The organism is Paenibacillus sp. FSL H7-0331 (assembly GCF_001956045.1).
The window spans coordinates 1-18,955 of the sequence record NZ_MRTH01000026.1; the positions used below are offsets into that span (position 1 = coordinate 1).

Consider the following 18,955-nt stretch of genomic DNA (forward strand, 5'->3'; position numbering starts at 1 on the left):
CCTTTGATAAAAGGCATAAACGCTCATCTCCTTTTATATAGAGATTCGACAAAGACCATTCATTTCCATGCCAACAACAAAGATTTATGAGTAATTGTTAGACAGTCTGACGTATCCTGCTTTCTTTAGGCCGACAAGAGTCTTTCATACCTGTCCCTCAGTTTTATTGGATATCATTTCTATTTATTTCACTTCTTTATGTTTATATATTTTACCTTGATTTAAATCCGTAGCACTCGGTCCTATTTGAACCCATGTCCCTACACCTCTATCTGTATATATGTACACATTATTGGGTTCATCTTTAAATACGACATTTATCGCGTATTTAGGCATTTTTCCATAGTGCCCTTCAATGCTTACGATATCGGAATCCTTATACTGTTTTTCATTAATGAGATAATTCTTCAGGTCCTTTTCTAGTCTATTAACTTGAAATTCAATATAACCGTAAATGCTTAGGGACAATACTAGAATAATAGATAATATACAAATTATTACATTTTTCACATTTTTCACCCTTTTTTAGTTGATTTTTACTAATATTTGGATTATATTACTATTATATCAAAATAAAGGAGAGATGATAGTAGAGATGATAACTAGATTTTCACGACTGTTAGTAATTGCTTTAGCATTAATTATTTTCATTGTCCCCATGTCAGCACAGGCAGCACCAACAAATGAAGCGCCCATTTACCCTAATTTCGTCCCTAATAACAACCCTGAGTTCAGTATCAGTGGCACAAGCAGTATCAGCGCCTCGCCTGTAATGCATGTGGGGGACGTTCTTTACTCAAGTAAAACTTTTGGAGGTTCAACACAAATTGTAGGACATGTTGGGATAGTAGGTCCCGATTATCTTATTTATCACGTAACGCCGGGTGCCAATGGAGGAATTGGTGATACTTTAGAGACCTATATGAACAGGCATGGAGCAGGTGAAACAATTCAAGTTTATAAATACAAAAATGCTTCCGGAGAAAACGCTGCAGCCTGGGCGAAATATAATTATTCTTATGCAAAATCATATGGTATTGAATTTGCAAAATTAAGTGTAATGGATCCGAACTATTGCTCCAAATTTCTCTGGCAAGCATTTTTTTATGGTGAAGGATACGATATGACAGGGAAAAGTCTGAATCCTAGCACTACCACAATTATATATCCTTCCAGTTTCACAGGCAGTGTATATTTTTATTATCAAGGCTCGTTTACGGTATAATCAAATAATTTACTTAAACCCACTCAATTATGAGTGGGTTATTATATTTCATAATAGATCTATGTCCCTCACTCCTTCATTTTAATCAGCAATCCTTGCACGTACTCACCCATCATAATACTGATCCTCGATCTCACTACATCGCGCATAACAGAAAACGGATACTCATAGCCGCGGCAAATATATTTATAGTGCAAGTCATCATCCATGCGGTTATCTTCGAAGACCTTGATTTGTCTGGACCTGAGCTCATTTTTATTTTTGACCATTTCGGCATGAATTCGATTCATTAGGATCTGTGCTGCAGCAATGTAATACCTGCGCAACATGTTGGTGGATAGTTCGAATTCCTTGCCGTTCTTCTCTATCATGGTAAGCATCATGGGCAGCAGCAGCGAGTTGAGTATCATTTCCTGTTCTTCTTCGGTGGGTTTTTGTACAGTCGTCACGCTATCACTCTCCCTGCTGCCGGTTGTACCGCGAGTATGTTGTAGATCCTGAATACCCGCAGCGCTTTCCTTTGCAGGCAATAGGCATTCACATTACCTGATTTGACGGACCTGACTTCGATAAGCCGCTGAGTGATTAGTCCTTCCGCACCTAAGTAAATGATCTCAATAGTTTTGCCGATGTGCTTTATGATTTCCTTTTCCAAAGCAAACACCTCCAAATTATACGAACATATATTCTTATTATATCCATGATAAGCGAACGTATATCCCCATTTCAAGAGGTATTTTTTAGGTCGTTTCTTCAATGTAATTGAATACAGATGAAAATACCCACCAGCAATAGCTAGTGGGTTACAATTTTACTGTGCTGCCATCATTTCCATTTCAGAAATACCGAAATAATTTCCATTTCCATGATTGTCTATTAAATATATTCTCCAATATTTGAAACTATTTGTAGGAGTCCAGGCAAACTCTTGAATCGATGAGTTTGGTAATGCTATTCCTGTATACTGATCTATCCATGATGTGTTATCTGATGACGCTTGTACTTTAAAGTTTTTCATTCCTACACGGTAGTTATCAAATATAGCTGCTTGATAACGCAATTTCGCAATAGCCTTTTCGCTGCCAAAATCAACCTTAATCCATTCATTAGTAAGATGGCCTGAGCTTGTAAAGTATGCATTGACATCATTACCAGCATTCCACACATTATTAAATGCTTTTTCAGGACCTTGTGTGCTCCAATTGGTACTGCTGGAGAATGCAGAGGAAGGCAATCCATCAGTCAAGTCAACAGAATAAGTCTGAGCTAATGTTTTAGCATTAGGGCTATTCGATATGACTGAAATATTAGGAATTTCATCACTTGTTTTAATTGCAAAATAATAAGTTGTATTTGGGTTTAATCCTGTGATCTCCATAGATTGATTGTTACCAGCAATAGCAGGAGCAGGCTCACCACTTACTTGTGTTGCGATTGCCCAATTGGCTTCAGTTATGGGCGAGGTACTGTAACGAATATCGTAGTAAGTAGCCGTTCCTACCGTTCCATCGTTACCTGGAGCAGTCCAGTTTAAAGTGATAGAAGTTAAAGTCGGGCTTCCAGCAGTCAGGTTCATCACGGCAGCGGGCGCAGTTGTGTCAGCAGGCGGACGAGATGTACCCAGGTCATCTTTAACAATGACTCTCTCCGTACCATGCTTACTATCTACCCAACCTCTCGCTAGAATAGTAGAAGTTCCAGATTCGGATACTAATTTTCCTGAATACACTCGTTCCGAACAACTCTGCTGGCTTCCATAATTAATATGATACAATCCCGCTGCATTCTTAGTAAGGGTAGAGATGGTACCCGGTGTCACTGTAGATTCGATCCCATCATACGAAGTTCCGGTTGATGTAAATTCTGTTCCATCCTTTTTATATAAGTGCAAAGTAACATTAGCCGAGGTATCCTTTGTATTAACAAATTCAAAAGAAAACTCAATGGGGTTATTTGGACCGCAGTATGTATTCATGGGAACTTGAAAAGTTAATTCAGTTTGTATTGCCGCTTCAGCACCTACAACTGTGAATGGTAACGATGTACCAACTAAGCTTAACAAAACTAGTGATTTTGTTATTATTGATTTCACTATAATTGCTCCTTTAATGTGCATATATTTGGGATGTAATACTTATGGTGCCGGGGTATACTCATTAACTTCATATAATTCGATCTTATTAAATGCGATATTATCCTTGCGTGTTAGGAAGCTCGCTTTGTTGAACGATTTATTGATCGTATAGACTTCTGCCCCAGTCCCAGCTGCTCGTGCAGCATACCAGGTTGTGAAGCTGTTTACTTCGGTCATGGATAGATCGTATTCTTTTTCAAGACCGCTGACGAGGGTAATAACCAGTAAGGCCCTGTTGCCTGTAGGTGGCGTTACTGTTCCTTGTGGTGTAGCTGAAGCTTCATTTGAATTACCGCTCTCTCCACCTGCATTTAAGGCTGTAACCACGTAATAATAGGTTGTGCCGTTAGTAACGGTAGTATCTGTGTAAGGAGAAGCGTAAACGTTGCTGGCAACCGTTGTGTAAGGGCCACCGGCAGTTGTGGAACGTTTGATGTTATATCCAGTGGCTCCACTAACAGTGGGCCATGAAAGAACGATTTTAGCATTTTCTGAAGCAGCTACTAAACTTGGATTTTGAGGCAGTGGGTTAGATCCAACCACACCAGGGAACACATCAAATTCATTGAAAATGTTCGTCGTTGAATTTACGCAAACAACCTTTCTTACTCCAGTTTTGACCGTAGATATATTATGTTGTACACCATCTCCTGTAGCAGTAAAAGTTGTCCCAATTTGTGTACCATTAGCATCAAAAAATCTTAAGGAACACCTGCTATTGTCGTCCTTATATTTGTAAGAAGAGATTGTTTGATCACTTTGAAATTCGTACCATGTGTATCTGCCGAATCCTCCAGTAACTGAAGTTGATTCATTGTTATCTGTAAGAAGCATTGTTGTGCTATCTATTGTTGTAGGAACAGATGTTGTGTTTGATAAATTGGTTATATTCATTGGCTTTCCATCCAGCAAACCACCAGGATAGGCAAAAACAGATGAAAATGGGACAATCAAAAATAATACTGCGGCGAGCAAAAAAACAGATAAAAAGCTTTTCAAGAAAATCTCTCCCTTATCTACCAAATTTTTATTAATTCAACATTTGATAGATTACAAGATATTCCATGGATTGTCTAAACTTATAATCCCAATTATTGTAATTATAGGCTTGTAAACGGTAATGAATTTGTAAAGTCATGGAAACGAAAAAAGCCTCAGTCCCGAAGGAAGAGAGCTTTTCCTTTATTTCTCATTCAATTCTAATTAAAACATTAGTTAAAATCTTCGGAATCATAGGAAGAAATCTTATCAAATATCACGACTTCATGCCTAGCTAAGAATGGACCTTTTTTCAACGGATTTTCAAATGTGTAACGAGCTGGACCCGTACCAGCGGATTTTGCATCATGCCAAGCAACGAAAGCATTATAGTCAGCTGCAGAGAGGATAAACTCCTCTACCTTGCCGTCTGTTAAGGTAATACTTAAAGCAGTTCCAGCAGTCACTTCTGCTACTTCAGTAGGTGTTCCGCTGCCGCTAATACTATACTCATCGTAATTGAATTTTAAAATCTTGTCGAAGATCAGGCTGTTTTTTCGAGCTAAGAAAGAGCCTTTCAGGTGTTGATTCGTAAATGAATATTTTGCTGGTCCTGTACCTGCTGCTTTGGCGTCAAACCAAGCAAGGAACGTGGTTAACTCCGTTTGGCTGAGGTTGTATTCAAATGTATCGCCATTCGTCATTGTTGTAGTAAGTATTATTCTGCTTGTTCCCATGGGAGTAGCTGAAGCTTCGTTTGAGTTTCCACTCTCACCACTCGCGTCGAGAGCTGTTACTACGTAGTAGTAAGTTATGCCGTTGGTGACTGCAGTGTCGGTGTAGGGCGAACCATAAACGTTATTGGCAACTGTGGTATAAGGCCCGCTTGGTGTCGTCGAACGCTTGATATTGTAGCCGGTAGCTCCGGTTACTGTAGGCCATGTAAGGTTGACTTGGGCATTACCAGCTACTGCTATTAGATTTATAGGAGCATCGGGTGCTGGAACTACAGGTGCTGTGGGTTTTGCAGAAGCTTCGTTTGAGCTGGCGCCTTCTCCTGCGTTATTAACGGCTGAAATTACATAATAATAGGTAGTACCGTTGGTAACAGTTGTGTCGGTATATGGCGATCCCGCAACATTACTTGCAACTGTGGTATAGGGACCGCCTGCTGTTGTAGAACGTTTTACGTTGTAGCCGGTAGCTCCAGTTACATTTGTCCAAGATAAGTCGATTTGTGCATTGCTTGGTGCTGCACTTAACCCTAAAGGCACGGAAGGTATTTGAACAACATTCGAAACATACCACTCTCTTAATGTTCCTGAAGTATTTACATGAGTGGCTACAATTTTTACGTTTGGTACATTTATTGAATGATATGAAGGATCATTTGCAGCAATTGTATATGTAAATAACCTTGTATTACTAGTTCCATCATAAAAAGCTAAAGTTACAGCTTGTGAAGCATAGTATCTTATACTGGTTATTGTGGTCGGTGTGTTACTCACTTTAACGTAATACCAATACGTAGAGCTGATATTATTTGTTGTGGAATCGTTGCCGTCAACATCAGTTTTCCCAGCTGAAATTAAATTACTATATGTCACCGAATAGGGGGTATCTGGTGTTTCAATAATTCCATAGTAGGAATCAATCAGTATATTCCCTGGAATGGGTGCAGCAAAAACAGATGAAACAGGAACCAATAAACATGTAATTATTGCAAAAATTAGAACTGAAAAATACTTCAAACAAATCTCTCCCTTATATTCCAATTTATTATGTATAAGACAAATAGTAGATTACAATATATTCCATGGATTGTCTAAACTTATAATCCCATTTAATGTAATTAAAGGATTGAAAGCGGTGATGATTCTGTAATGTCATGAAAAACAAAAAAAGCCCTCAATTCGAAGGAGCGAGGGCTTTGCTGTATTTTATGGAGCAGGTGTATACTCATTAACTTCGTATAGCTCAATCTTATTAAATGCGATATTATCCTTACGCGTTAGAAAGCTGGCTTTGTTGAACGATTTATTGATCGTGTAGACCTCAGGTCCAGTCCCAGCAGCGCGAGCAGCGTACCAGGTTGTGAAGCTGTTTACTTCGGTTATTGATAGATCGTATTCTTTTTCAAGGCCACTAACAAGGGTGATAACAAGTAGTGCCCTGTTGCCTGTAGGTGGTGTTACTGTTCCTTGAGGCGTAGCTGATGCCTCGTTTGAATTCCCACTCTCTCCGCTTGAGTTCAAGGCTGTGACTACGTAGTAGTATTTAGTTCCGTTTGTAACTGTGGTGTCCGTGTACGGCGAACCGTAGACGTTGCTGGCTATTGTGGTGTAAGGACCACCTGCCGTTGTGGAGCGCTTGATGTTGTAGCCTGTTGCTCCGTCAACTGTTGTCCAATTTAGTGTTACTTGAGCGTTACCAGCGGTTGCTGCGAGGTTTATTGGAGCCACAGGTACTGTTAATGAAGGTGTATATTCATATACAGTGGGGCTATACGTATTCCCAGTCCCGTTATATCCACTTATTACATACAATTTACCATTAACACTAACAGTTGCTTGAAAGCCTTTAACCTCAGGCATATTTGCTTTATTAGTCCAAGTATCTAATAGAGGATCGTATTCATATAGTGTGGAAGTTCCTGAAGCTCCTCCAGCCACATAAATTTTCCCATTCATTGCAGTCGCAGAAGCAGTAAGATATGTTAAAGAATTGATTGGAAGGCTAGCTTTCGTTGAGTAAGTATCTGTGACAGGGTCATAAGCTATAACTTCGTTTGTTGAACTAGCTGATGGCCCCTTTGCACCACCGATAAGGTATATTTTCCCATTAACTACCGCCGTGCCAAAATGATATCTTGCTGTCGACAAATCCGTTTTTGTCGTCCAAGTGTCAGTTGAAGTATCGTAAACTTCAACCTTTATTCCTCCTGTAGTACTATATTGAGTTGTACCGCCGATAGCATAAATTTTCCCGCCAACCTCTGCCAATCCAAGTGAATGCCTTCCTGTCGGCATATTTGTCTTTACCGTCCAGTTATCTGTGGAGGGGTCGTAGACTTGGACACGATTACTAAATCCTAATTCGTTAACTCCTGATTGTCCGCCTATTACATAAATCTTCCCATTAACTGTCAGCGCATTGGTATATGAAGCTGAGTAAGGCATATTTTTTTTCGAAGCCCATGTGTTCAGAACAGGGTCAAACATGTAAGTTAAAGTTGAATATGTAATAGCTGGTGCTGTACCAAATTGCCCACCCATTACGTATACTTTCCCATCAAATCCAGAACCTAATAAATGTCCACTTGCTGTTGGTATATCTGCTTTCTGAACCCATACATCTCCAGCCGCAAATGCTGGCACCACCATCGAAAGTGCCATAAACACCATCAAAACCAACATAGTCAATAACTTAATTCTTCTCAAACAAATCTCTCCCTTAATTTCCATATTTTTATGTATCCAACATTTGATAGATTACAATATATTCCATGGTATGTCTAAACTTTTATTCCCTTTTATTGTAATTTTAGGTTTGTGAACGGTAATGGCTTTGTAAAGTCATGGAAATGGAAAAAGCCCTCAATCCCGAAGGATTGAGGGCTTTGCTATGTCTTGTGCAGAATAGTATTACAAAGTGCTCACATTTACCACATTGCTCTTAATCGATGTATTACCTGATGCATCTATTGCTTTAATAGTGAATGTATAGTTCGTGTTAGGCTCTAAATTATCTACAACAAAAGTAGTTGATTCCGTGCTGCCTATCACAACGTCTCCTTTATAAATTTCATAAGTTACAACACCTTCTGCAGAGGGATTTGCGTTCCATGAAAGTCTTGTGCTAGATGCCGTAATTTCAGAAGTAACCAAGTTAAAAGGAGCACTCGGTGAGAGCAGGTCCAGATTCGGTATTTTTACTGGAACGTTTTTAATGGGAGTAGGTTGTCCACAAGTAGTAGCAGCCGTCCCCCCCCAACAATAGACAGATCCATCGGATTTTAAAGCAACATTTTTATTATTGCTTGCAGCGACTATAATAATATCTGACAGATAGCCCTCTCCCAAGGCTCCTTTAACTTGTAAAGGATACATCGCCATCGAAACCGTTGATCCAGCACCTAGTTGACCATTAGCGTTATATCCCCATGACCATACAGTACCATCAGATTTCACAATAAGTGAATGGCTAGAACTAGCTGCAATGCCAACTACATCTGAGAGATTTCCAACTCCATTTACACCTTTTACTTGAACTGGCGTCGAGCTTCTAATAATAGTTCCATCTCCAAGGGTATAGAAACTATTATTTCCCCAGGCATAGACAGTACCATCACTTTTCAACGCCATTGAATGATCACCACCGGCGGAAATTGCGACTACATCTGTAAGATAGCCAATGCCACCTACATTTTTTACCTGTGCCGGTCGGCTTTTCCCTTGGTTGTTACTGCCAATTGGAGAACCATCTCCGAGTTGGCCCTCCCAATAATCCCCCCAAGACCATACCGTTCCGTCTTGTTTTAAAGCTAGCACATGTTTGGAACCAACAGCTATCGCTACTACATCAGTTAAAAAGCCTATACCGCCTGCTCCTTGGACTTGAATGGGATTATAACGATTCGGAGATACAGCACCCAACTGACCGGTCAAATTCTGTCCCCATGTCCAGACAGTCCCATCTGACTTTAAAGCGGCGTTAAAGTATACTGACGAATCAATTGCGGCAACTCCGTCTAGGTAACCTACCCCTCCAGGACCTACAACCTGAACGGGTGTATTTCTTGTAATAGTCGTTCCGTCTCCCAGTTCACCGAAAAGATTTTGTCCCCATGCCCATACAGTTCCATCAGATTTCACTACGGCATTTTGCAAAAATCCTCCAGAAACTGATTTTATATCCGTTAGATATCCAATACCTCCAGTTCCTTTAACTTGAGTAATCGCACTGTTTCCCCCTGTCCAGACTGTTCCATTTGGTTTCAAAACAATGAATGAATCTCCCCCAGCGTCAATCAAATTAACCTTGATTTTAGAAGTTGGCGTGGCAGATGCTTCATTTGAGTAACCACTTTCTCCTCTCTCGTTAAGTCCTGTCACTATGTAATAATAGGTAATACCGTTTGTAACAGTCGTATCGATATAAGGCGAGCCGTAAACGTTGCTTGCAACTGTTGTGTACGGTCCTCCGGATATTGTAGAACGTTTGATGTTATAGCCTGTTGCTCCGGATGTTGGTGCCCAGGAAAGATCAATTTTTGCATCGCCTCCAACTGCTGTCAAAGCCGGAGTGCTCGGTTGCAATTTTTCCATCATACCAAGTTCATGGACAGTAACTTTAACATTAGTATTCAGTGAACCGTTATTTGCTGATATGTTTATTCTGTATATTTTGTAAGGGGTATTATTGTCAAAAACAAAGCTCTTCTCTTCGTCTTCAGTCCAGCTTGTAATATTAGATTGGGTATCTAAAACAACCCAGTTAGTCCCATTATTAGAACCTTCAAATGTCCAATCCTTAGGATTCATTCCATTATTATAGCCATTAGCTACTGTTTTCCCGTAAGATATTACATATTTAGAGATTGTTTTCTGCGCGGGAAACTCGTAAGCAAGCCAACCTGTCGCTGTAGGTGCACCCCATGCTTCATAACCTTTTTCTGAATTAACATAATAATTTTTGTTTCCATCAAATCCTTTCCACGTGGGGGTACTTGAATAAGCGCTACTTGAAGTCACTTTTCCAGATGGTGTTGTAGCAGAAGTCATTACAGGAATAAGATTTTCTGAATACTTATCTTCTGCAGATGCGGAAGAAATTATGGAAACCATACTCACCATCATCAAAGCAAAAAATAAAACCAACATTTTCTTCAAACAAACCTCTCCCTTATCTTCCAATTTATTATGTATAAGACAAATAGTAGATTATAATATATTCCATGGATTGTCCAAACTTATATTTCCTTTTATTGTAATTAAAGTTTATAAGAGGTGATGGTTTTGTAAAGTCTTAGAAACGAAAGAAGCTCTCAATCCCGAGGGAAGAGAGCCTTTCCTTTATTTCTTATTCTATTCTAATTTAGGTATTAGTTAAAATCTTCGGAATCATAGGAAGAAATCTTATCAAAAATCACGACTTCATGCCGGGCTAAGAAAGGACCTTTTTTCAACGGATTCTCAAATGTGTAACGTGCTGGACCCGTACCACCGGATTTTGCATCATGCCAAGCAACGAAAGCATTATAATCAGCTGCAGACAGGATAAACTCCTCTACCTTGCCGTCTGTTAGAGTAATGCTCAAAGCAGTACCTGCAGTAATTTCAGCTACTTCAGTAGGTGTTCCACTGCCGCTAATGCTGTACTCATCGTAATTAAATTTTAAGATTTTATCGAAGATCAGACTGTTTTTACGAGCTAAGAAAGAACCTTTCAGGTGCTGATTTGTAAATGTATATTTCGCCGGACCTGTGCCTGTTGCTTTAGTATCATACCAATTGAGGAAAGCAGTTAACTCCGTTTGGCTAATGTTATATTCAAAAGTATCTCCATTAGTCATGGTAGTTGTAAGAATAACTCTACTTGATGGGCCAATAGGAGTTGCTGAGGCTTCGTTTGAATTACCACTCTCTCCACCATCATTGACGGCTGTAACTACATAATAGTAGGTTGTACCGGTAGTGACTGTTGCATCCGTATAAGGTGAGCCGTAAACGTTGCTGGCAACTGTTGTGTATGGTCCTCCAGCTGTTGTGGAACGCTTGATATTGTATCCAGTTGCTCCGGTTACGGCAGACCAAGATAGATATACCTGTGTATCTCCTCCTGCAGCGATCAAATTTGTTATTGTGGGTATTGAAGGTACGGCCTCCATCATCTCTAATTCGTGAATATCTAAATTGACGTTCTTTCCTGTTGAACCATTGTGTTCAATGATATTAATTCTGTATTTTTTATAAGCGGTACTGTTATCAAATGTAAATATCTTTGAATCTCCTGTGACCCATTGGGTTATATTGCTACGTGAATCTAATATTGTCCAATTAGAATTATCATTCGTTCCTTCAAACGTCCATTTTTTTGGTGCATCACCAGCATATGTAAGGTTAGAATAAGTACCGAAATCCAGTACATATTTCACAATAGTTTTTGGTGTAGGAAACTCGTAAGCCAGCCAGCCTGACGATGAGTATGTACCCCATGCCCTATAGCTCGTGCCGTCCCAATATGCTTTTTTACCATCAAAAGCTTTCCATGCAGGTAATCCTGAATACTCATCACTAGCAGTCGCTATACCACCTGAGGAATTATTGGTTGTCATAACTGGGATAATATTCGCAGTATATTGATCTGAAGGGGTTTGAGGAAATGCATAAGCTTTATTGGAATCTCCACTTTCACTTGCTGAATTTATTGCAGTAACAACATAATAATACTCCACGCCATTGAGTATAGAAGAATCTAAATAAAAATTCGAATTCACACCAGCAGAAATTTTAGCATACATTCCATTGATTGTATTTGACCTATAGATATTATATCCCGTTGTGCCTGTTATCAAATTCCATGATAAAACTGCCTGATTATTACCCGAAGTTGCTACCAAGTTTGTCGGGACAGTTGGCGCGATATTTGTTAAGTTAAACAAATGGTTAGATAATCCCGATGCAAATGTATAAGTTGCAAATTGATCCCACTTTACATCACTTCTCAATGGATCGCTATTAGAAGTTAGACTGTACAACACAACATCTTTAGCAGCATATGATCCTTGGCTATCATTATATATTTTGACCGAGTCAAAAACTTGTTTACTTTTGATGATAACATATTTAGGATAGGTGCCCGCAAAATCGGCCCCTCTTCCCGAAGGATATCCCAATGTGGTTCCATCAATCAACTTATCAGGCTGCCAGATTAAAGCTGTATCCATAACTGAATTACTTACAATAGACAAATTTGCTTTATCAATTTTAGCTCCTGCATAATAAAATTCCACTTCAGATATCTGAGTATCATTTACATCATAGCCAGACAACATTTCTAATTTAAAATAAAAATTATTTCCTTGAGCAAATATGCTTGATGCCCCAAGTATTGTTAACAATACAAATGCAAATAAACTTAAAATATACCTCTTCAAACAGATCCCTCCCTTAAATACCATTTTTTTATGTATCTAGCAATTGATAGATTACAGATTACAATATATTCCATGGATTGTCTAAACATTAAAAACCATATATTGTAATTATAGGTTTGAAAACGGTAATGATTTTGTAGAGTTAGGATAGCGAAAAAGCCCTCGATCCCGAAGGAAGAGGGCTTAGCTTGAGGTTATGGAGTAGGTTTATATTTTGTTAGTCTCAAAAGTTAACTACAAATTAGGTGCATAATTGGTGTTGAGCAGCATTTGCTTAACAATAAAGATAAGGTCATCATTGTTTACATACTCGTCGCCAGCTTGATCAGCCGTATATATGGCTGGATTGGCGTTTGAGGCGAGCTGACCATAATAGTATCCGTCAATTGCTAAATCCAAAAGCGTATACTCTCCGCTTCTATTCACGTCCTGGTTCTCGACGGTGACTGTATCCTCTCCGCATAAAGGGTCTCCTAAGTCAAATTCGTGATCAATGTCTGCAATTCGACATTTGAGTGCGTCTACTTTGCCAACCCCTACTGCCTTAGCCCGAAGCTTAAGCTTTACAAATGTCTTCTCGCCTGTAATTCCATAGTTCACACCTTGACTCGCAATGATAAATCGAAGGGTGCCGTTTTGATCTGTCGGTTGATTGTAGACTTGATAGCCGGTGACCGACTCGAATCCCAGATAATCAAACTTTGTATTATCGTACTTCACCGTAAAGTCTTCTGCATAAATATTTGCCACATTCTTCAGTTCAACATTGGCTGTAAATTCTTGGCCAACTTTCACCTTTTCTTCCGTAATCACAATATTCAATGTTGGTTCAAGGGCTTGTGGTGTTAATGAAACTTCGTTGGAATTGACACTCGATCCACCTGCATTGGAAGCGGACACTACATAATAGTAGGTTGTACCGTTGACTACTGAAGTGTCAGTATAGGTCGAGTATACATTCGAATATACGCTGCTCGTTATTGTTGTGTACGGGCCAGTTGGAGTTGTCGAGCGTTTAACATCATAGCTTGTAGCCCCTGAGGAAGCTGTCCAAGTCAACGTATTTTGAGCATTGCCAGATTGAGCTGTGAGTATGGGTGTTGTTGGTGCTGCTGGCAATGGCGCTTGCGGTGTAACTGCTACTTGATTAGAATTTGCGCTCTCTCCAGCAGCATTTATTGCCGACACGACATAATAGTAAGTAGTTCCATTGACTACAGAAATGTCCGAATATGTAGCTGTTGCAGTGCTGCTTGAAATCGTGGTGTAGGGTCCACCATTGGTCGTTGATCTTTTAATGTTATATCCCGTTGCCATTGCCGAGATGCTCCATGACAAGCTGACTTGTGAGTTACCAGCTTGTCCAGTTAGGTTGATTGGTGTCGCTGGTAGTGGTGCTTGTGGCGTAGCAGAGACTTGAGTAGAGTTGGTGCTTTCGCCGGCCGCATTGACTGCAGAAACTACGTAATAGTAGGTTATGCCGTTCGTAACGGTTGTATCGGTATAGGATAATCCTGCAACGCTGCTGGCAATTGTGGAGTAAGGACCACCTGCTGTAATGGAGCGTTTAATGTTGTAGCCAGTTGCCCCCATAACGGAATTCCAATTAAGATTGACTTGCGAATTTCCTGTGGTTGTTGTTACACCTATTGGAATCTCCGGATAATCTGTTGTTCCATATAATTGAATTTCAAATAGTGTAAACGCTCCACTATTCTGTTCAACCGTTATTCTTTTCACCCCTTTTACAGCTTTCGGTAGCGTGATTAATGAACCATCTTGTGTCCCAACCGTACTACCATAAATCTGGGCTAATGAGCTATCGTACAACTTAATGTATCCTCCTGCGCCACCAGAAGTCTTAATCCTAATTTTATCAACTTGAACCGTTCCAGGGAAGTCTACTTTCCAATAAGCCAGTGAAGATCCGAAAGACTGAAAAGTCGACTCATTATTATCATTCGGAGCACCTGAAATAGAACTTTCATAATAACCAATTTTTCCGGATAGAAGCCCCCCAGAATAATCTGATGCCGCAAAAACAGAAGAAATTGGAACCATTAAAATAAAAATTACTGTAAACAACAAAAAGGACAAACACTTCTTCAAACAAATCTCTCCCTTATCTTCCAATTTATTATGTATAAGACAAATAATAGATTACAAGGTATTTCATAGATTGTCTAAATTTATATTTCCTTTTATTGTAATTTAAGGGTTGAAAACGGTAACTATTTTGTAAAGTATTGGAAACTAAAAAAAAGCCTTCGATCCCGAAGGAAGAAGGCTATCCGTTATATTGATCTTTCAATTCTAATTAAGACATTAGTTAAAATCTTCGGAATCATAGGAAGAAATCTTATCAAATATCACGACTTCGTGCCTGGCTATGAAAGGCCCTTTTTTCAGTGGGTTTTCAAATGTGTAACGTGCTGGACCCGTACCAGCGGATTTTGCATCATGCCAAGCAACGAAAGCATTATAGTCAGCCGCAGATAGGATAAACTCCTCTACCTTACCGTCTGTTAAGGTAATACTTAAAGCAGTTCCAGCAGTCACTTCTGCTACTTCAGTAGGTGTTCCGATGCCGCTAACACTATACTCATCGTATTTGAATTTTATAATCTTGTCGAAGATTAGGCTGTTTTTGCGAGCTAAGAAAGAACCCTTCAAGTGCTGATTCGTAAATGTATACTTGACCGGACCTGCGACTGCTGCTTTGGTATCATACCAGTTAAGGAAAGTGGTTAATTCCGTTTTACTAAGGTTGTATTCAAACGTATCACCATTAGTCATGGTCGTTGTTAGAATGACTCTTTTTGATCCCATAGGAGTGGCTGATGCTTCGTTAGAGATAACACTTTCTCCAAATGCATTTAAGGCTGTAACCACATAGTAGTAAGTGGTACCATTTGTAACCGAGGTGTCAGAATATGGCGACACGTAGACATTACTAGCAACGGTGCTATAAGGGCCACCTGCTGTCGTGGAACGCTTTAGGCTATAACCAGTTGCTCCTGTTACAGTTCCCCAAGACAGTTCTATACCTCCATCTAATGCTTGCGCAGCTAAATTCAATGGAACTGAAGGCAATGCTGTAATTCCTGTGAAAGGAAGTATTTGTCCAGTACTACTAATATCTATGGTGTCAACGTAAAGAGTGCTGCTAGTAGTAGTAATTTCTACGCTGTGCCTACCATCATACATGGAACTGTCGACATAACTTACTCCATAGGTTGCCGTATTGTTTCCACTGAAACTCCCTTTATCTATATTGTCTATTTTTAAGTTGTAACTGTTTCCTGAGGCTAACCAAGTTCGAATATTTAATTTAGTTCCTGTAAAATCGAATTTCATTTTCGTTCCACTTGCTCCATAAGTTGAATCCGAGTTAATTCTACCTGCATACGTACCTGTGGAAGTAAGAGTTCAAGGCTGTAAAAGGGGGATTAAAAGGCAATGTCGGAAGAATTGAACAAAGAAATACTTGTTGAACTTAAGAAAATAAACCAAAAATTAGATACAATTAACGAGCAAAGAGGAATATCAACTCCTCTTAAATTTATTGCAGTAATAATTGGGTTTATAATTATTGGACCCTTAATTTTATGGTTAATTGGGGTTATTAGCAGTTTTTTCAAATAAGCAAAGTTCTTTTCCAAGCGATTGATTCATGCCCCATGCAAAGGAAAAACCCTCAATCTAAGGAAAGAGGGTTTTAGTCATGTTCATATTAATTACACTTAGTTATAATTCCATTAGGTGAAACGACAAAAGAATTTAACCATAAATACGGTCAAAAAAAACCACCAACAGCAGCTGTCAGCGGTTCAACGATTTCTAAGAAAGCCCGAATAAGGAATACGAATAAAAAATAAATAAAGTGCTGTATGATATATACGAAATCGTGGCCAAGCTTTCTATCTAAAGAGCTAGCTTAATCCTTTTTCTTGTTCGGATTCAATTCTTCCATCAGGTTGGACATATTGTAATTGGACTCGAATGCAACACTCGTGCACAGCTTGTTTTGGCGCATGGCAAATTCGAACGAAATTTCACCGTGCGTCCAGCGTTTGAGCTTTAACGATTCCATTGCGGTATGCCGAAATGTTTGAAGCTCCTCCTCCGACAATCCCAGCTCCATCTTCTGCATTTGGTTCCCCTTGCTCTCTAAAGGGAACGCCCTAACTCCAAATTTCCCAATAACATTGTTGCGAATTTGGACAAAGACCGTTCCTGAAGTGAGAAGAGCCAACTCCTCCTTAATTTCCCGAAACACGATATCAATCTGCCTTGCCAAAGTCACATTTTCTAAAATCATTAACATCCTCCTACCTAATCGGTGTTGTCAGCGTGGTGCTGCAGTCCTATTATATGAAGGATTCACGAATTAATCAACAATATTTTACATTTATACATTTATTACCCACATGTCGTCAGCATACAACAAAAACCGACAAATATCCCCCTCTTGACTCCTACCCAATCTCCCTTACCCGTCATAAACATCGGCATTTAGCTCGATAATATTGCAATCCGGATCCAATATATAGATCTGCGGGAACCCTGCTTTGGCATGAGGGCGAGCATCACAGGGAATCCCCTTCTCCTCCAACCACTTTCTTGTGCCCTCATAGCTGCTGACACGCAAGGCCAAATGCCCATCTCTTGAGTCTATTTTCCCATCCCGCAGCGTTTGTCCTTGATGAACAATCAGGTGCAGCTGCTGCCCGCCATCTGCAACCGCAAACCATGCCCCCTCAAAATCAAACGGCGGCCGTTCCAGCTCCTTCAGACCGAGAACCTCTGTATAAAAAGCTTTCGAGCGCTCCAAATCACGGATAACAAGGCTAACATGATGTATTCCTTCATAGGCAATCATTTCATCGTCTCCTCTTCACTTAGCATTTACTTGCTTTACGTTACTATATCGATTATTATCACAATTTGGCAACCTTCAAATACGACAAAAGAACTATTTTCGACAGTTACCTCTGTTTTTTACGCTGGAATTGATTTGAAGTATAGACCCTGTTACTTTTGGATGATATAATTTGCTCGTAAGTAAGATATTAACATCTGAAGGAGATATGCTAATGAATTGGTTACAGGGCTTATCGTTTAAAAAGAAACTTCAGTTCGGCTGCTACCTGCTGGTGGCTGTTTACTCCATTGCACTTCTGATCATTAGCTTGGAATCACAAAAAAGCTTAATTATGGGTGTTATCTTCTTAATTGTAATGATCGGGCTAAGCTTTCCTTTTATCAACTGGTTTGAGAGAACGCTTACAGAACCGATTAACAACATCTCACGCGTCGCACTCAGCATCTCCAAAGGCGATTTCTCCCAAAAGGTAGAAGTACAGTCCGATGATGCGCTCGGTGAGCTTGGAACTGCTTTTAATAAAATGATGGAACGACTTCGCGAAATTTTACAGGATACCGGTAGTATGTCGAAGCATGTATTCGATTCCAGCCGAGATATTTTTTTCAAAAATGAAAACTTGAAAAATATCCTTGAGCAAGTTGCTGTTTCTTCCAATGAACTGGCTTCCGGTGCCAACCAAATATCCGAAGAAATATCTGATATTTCCGTATCCACCAAAGAAATTGAAAATAAGGTAACTACCTTTACCGCTTCCACCCACGAAATGAATTCAAGGTCCGGGCATATGTTAGCCTTGGTCCAGAATGGTCTGCAGGCCGTTGAAACGCAAAGCGCAGGCATGAAACGCAACGTTGAAGCTACCGCGAATGTGTCAAGAACGATCGACCAGCTGGCCGAACAAGCTAATGGAATTTCCCAGATTACACGGACTATTTCCGAAATTGCCGAGCAAACCAACCTGTTGTCCTTGAATGCATCCATCGAAGCAGCTCGTGCGGGTGAGCATGGCAAAGGGTTTGCTGTCGTTGCACAGGAGGTTCGTAAGCTCGCCGAAGAATCCACTACGTCCACCAAAGAAGTATTCCATCTCGTCAAATCGATCGAGGGCGGCATCCACCAAGCACTCACGCACATTGCACAAAATGAGGAAATTGTTAACAAACAAACTCAACTGATCACGGAAACCGAAAAAATATTTGCCGACATCGTTAGCAGTGTCACCTTTATTTCCGAGCAGATTGCCACCTTTGCGGATGACAGCCAGATGATGCTGGACAGCGCACAACGCATATCCGGCACAATGGAAAGCATTTCCGCCATTACCCAGCAATCCGCTGCCGGAACGGAGGAAGTATCTGCCTCGATGAACGAGCAAATTGTTGCTGTTCAAGAGATCGTAGACAAGTCGGAGCAAATGACCAAGCTGGTCTCTAAATTACAGCAAACGATGCAGCTCTTCAAGCTGTAGCCTGCCTGATTGTTACTCATTTAAACCCTACATATCTACTGACCGTGGCATCCATACCAAGAAGGTTAAGCCTTTACAGGCTTGACTTGCAATTAGCCTATAGA

Annotated in this window: 16 protein-coding genes; 3 read left to right on the forward strand and 13 right to left on the reverse strand. The window is 40.0% G+C overall.

Features of this window, described 5'->3' with window-relative positions; all coding sequences use genetic code 11:
- Positions 1–183: 183 nt before the first annotated feature.
- Positions 184–510, reverse strand: a complete 327-nt coding sequence (locus tag BK127_RS28665; RefSeq protein WP_179097643.1) for a DUF3139 domain-containing protein — start codon at positions 508–510, stop codon at positions 184–186.
- A gap of 73 nt (positions 511–583) precedes the next feature.
- Between BK127_RS28665 and BK127_RS28670 the strand changes: the two genes are divergently transcribed.
- A complete protein-coding gene (locus tag BK127_RS28670) occupies positions 584–1,225 on the forward strand; it encodes a C40 family peptidase (protein ID WP_144026587.1) in 642 nt (213 codons plus the stop codon).
- Between the two features lie 68 nt (positions 1,226–1,293).
- Here BK127_RS28670 and BK127_RS28675 read toward each other — a convergent pair whose 3' ends face one another.
- From BK127_RS28675 to BK127_RS28720, 10 genes are all read right to left on the reverse strand, one after another.
- On the reverse strand, positions 1,294–1,674 hold the full coding sequence (locus BK127_RS28675; RefSeq protein WP_083689672.1) for a YhjD family protein: 381 nt from the start codon (positions 1,672–1,674) through the stop codon (positions 1,294–1,296).
- Entirely contained in the window at positions 1,671–1,880 is a 210-nt protein-coding gene (locus BK127_RS28680; RefSeq protein WP_179097644.1) for a hypothetical protein, read from the reverse strand. The genes BK127_RS28675 and BK127_RS28680 overlap by 4 nt, the downstream gene beginning before the upstream one ends.
- Positions 1,881–2,036: 156 nt before the next feature.
- Positions 2,037–3,317, reverse strand: coding sequence for a discoidin domain-containing protein (locus BK127_RS28685; protein ID WP_076235538.1), 1,281 nt, complete (start codon positions 3,315–3,317; stop codon positions 2,037–2,039).
- Positions 3,318–3,359: 42 nt separating this feature from the next.
- Complete coding sequence (locus BK127_RS28690; protein ID WP_076235539.1) at positions 3,360–4,358, reverse strand: fibronectin type III domain-containing protein; 999 nt, start codon at positions 4,356–4,358, stop codon at positions 3,360–3,362.
- Positions 4,359–4,570: 212 nt separating this feature from the next.
- Positions 4,571–6,088, reverse strand: a complete 1,518-nt coding sequence (locus tag BK127_RS28695; protein ID WP_076235540.1) for a fibronectin type III domain-containing protein — start codon at positions 6,086–6,088, stop codon at positions 4,571–4,573.
- 189 nt (positions 6,089–6,277) lie between these two features.
- Positions 6,278–7,801 carry a Kelch repeat-containing protein gene (locus BK127_RS28700; RefSeq protein ID WP_083689674.1) on the reverse strand — a complete coding sequence of 508 codons (1,524 nt, stop codon included), beginning with the start codon at positions 7,799–7,801 and terminating at the stop codon, positions 6,278–6,280.
- Positions 7,802–7,981: 180 nt separating this feature from the next.
- Positions 7,982–10,219, reverse strand: a complete 2,238-nt coding sequence (locus BK127_RS28705; RefSeq protein WP_256711498.1) for an RCC1 domain-containing protein — start codon at positions 10,217–10,219, stop codon at positions 7,982–7,984.
- A gap of 221 nt (positions 10,220–10,440) precedes the next feature.
- Positions 10,441–12,495: a hypothetical protein gene (locus BK127_RS28710; RefSeq protein WP_076235543.1), complete on the reverse strand. Its 2,055-nt coding sequence runs from the start codon at positions 12,493–12,495 to the stop codon at positions 10,441–10,443.
- A 234-nt stretch (positions 12,496–12,729) separates the two neighbouring features.
- On the reverse strand, positions 12,730–14,604 hold the full coding sequence (locus tag BK127_RS28715) for a cohesin domain-containing protein (RefSeq protein ID WP_076235544.1): 1,875 nt from the start codon (positions 14,602–14,604) through the stop codon (positions 12,730–12,732).
- Positions 14,605–14,820: 216 nt separating this feature from the next.
- Entirely contained in the window at positions 14,821–15,852 is a 1,032-nt protein-coding gene (locus BK127_RS28720) for a phage tail protein (RefSeq protein WP_076235545.1), read from the reverse strand.
- A 102-nt stretch (positions 15,853–15,954) separates the two neighbouring features.
- On the opposite strand from BK127_RS28720, the gene BK127_RS28725 reads away from it, so the two are divergent.
- Positions 15,955–16,140, forward strand: coding sequence for a hypothetical protein (locus BK127_RS28725; protein ID WP_076235546.1), 186 nt, complete (start codon positions 15,955–15,957; stop codon positions 16,138–16,140).
- Positions 16,141–16,432: 292 nt separating this feature from the next.
- Here the strand turns inward: BK127_RS28725 and BK127_RS28730 are convergent, their stop codons facing one another.
- Together BK127_RS28730 and BK127_RS28735 are read right to left on the reverse strand one after the other, a co-directional pair.
- A complete protein-coding gene (locus BK127_RS28730; protein WP_076235547.1) occupies positions 16,433–16,816 on the reverse strand; it encodes an NUDIX hydrolase in 384 nt (127 codons plus the stop codon).
- A 171-nt stretch (positions 16,817–16,987) separates the two neighbouring features.
- Positions 16,988–17,377, reverse strand: a complete 390-nt coding sequence (locus tag BK127_RS28735; RefSeq protein ID WP_076235548.1) for a VOC family protein — start codon at positions 17,375–17,377, stop codon at positions 16,988–16,990.
- A gap of 214 nt (positions 17,378–17,591) precedes the next feature.
- Here BK127_RS28735 and BK127_RS28740 point away from each other — a divergent pair, with 214 nt between their 5' ends.
- The gene (locus tag BK127_RS28740) at positions 17,592–18,851 is read left to right on the forward strand and encodes a methyl-accepting chemotaxis protein (RefSeq protein ID WP_083689675.1); all 1,260 of its coding nucleotides are present in this window, start codon (positions 17,592–17,594) and stop codon (positions 18,849–18,851) included.
- The last annotated feature ends 104 nt before the right edge of the window (positions 18,852–18,955 follow it).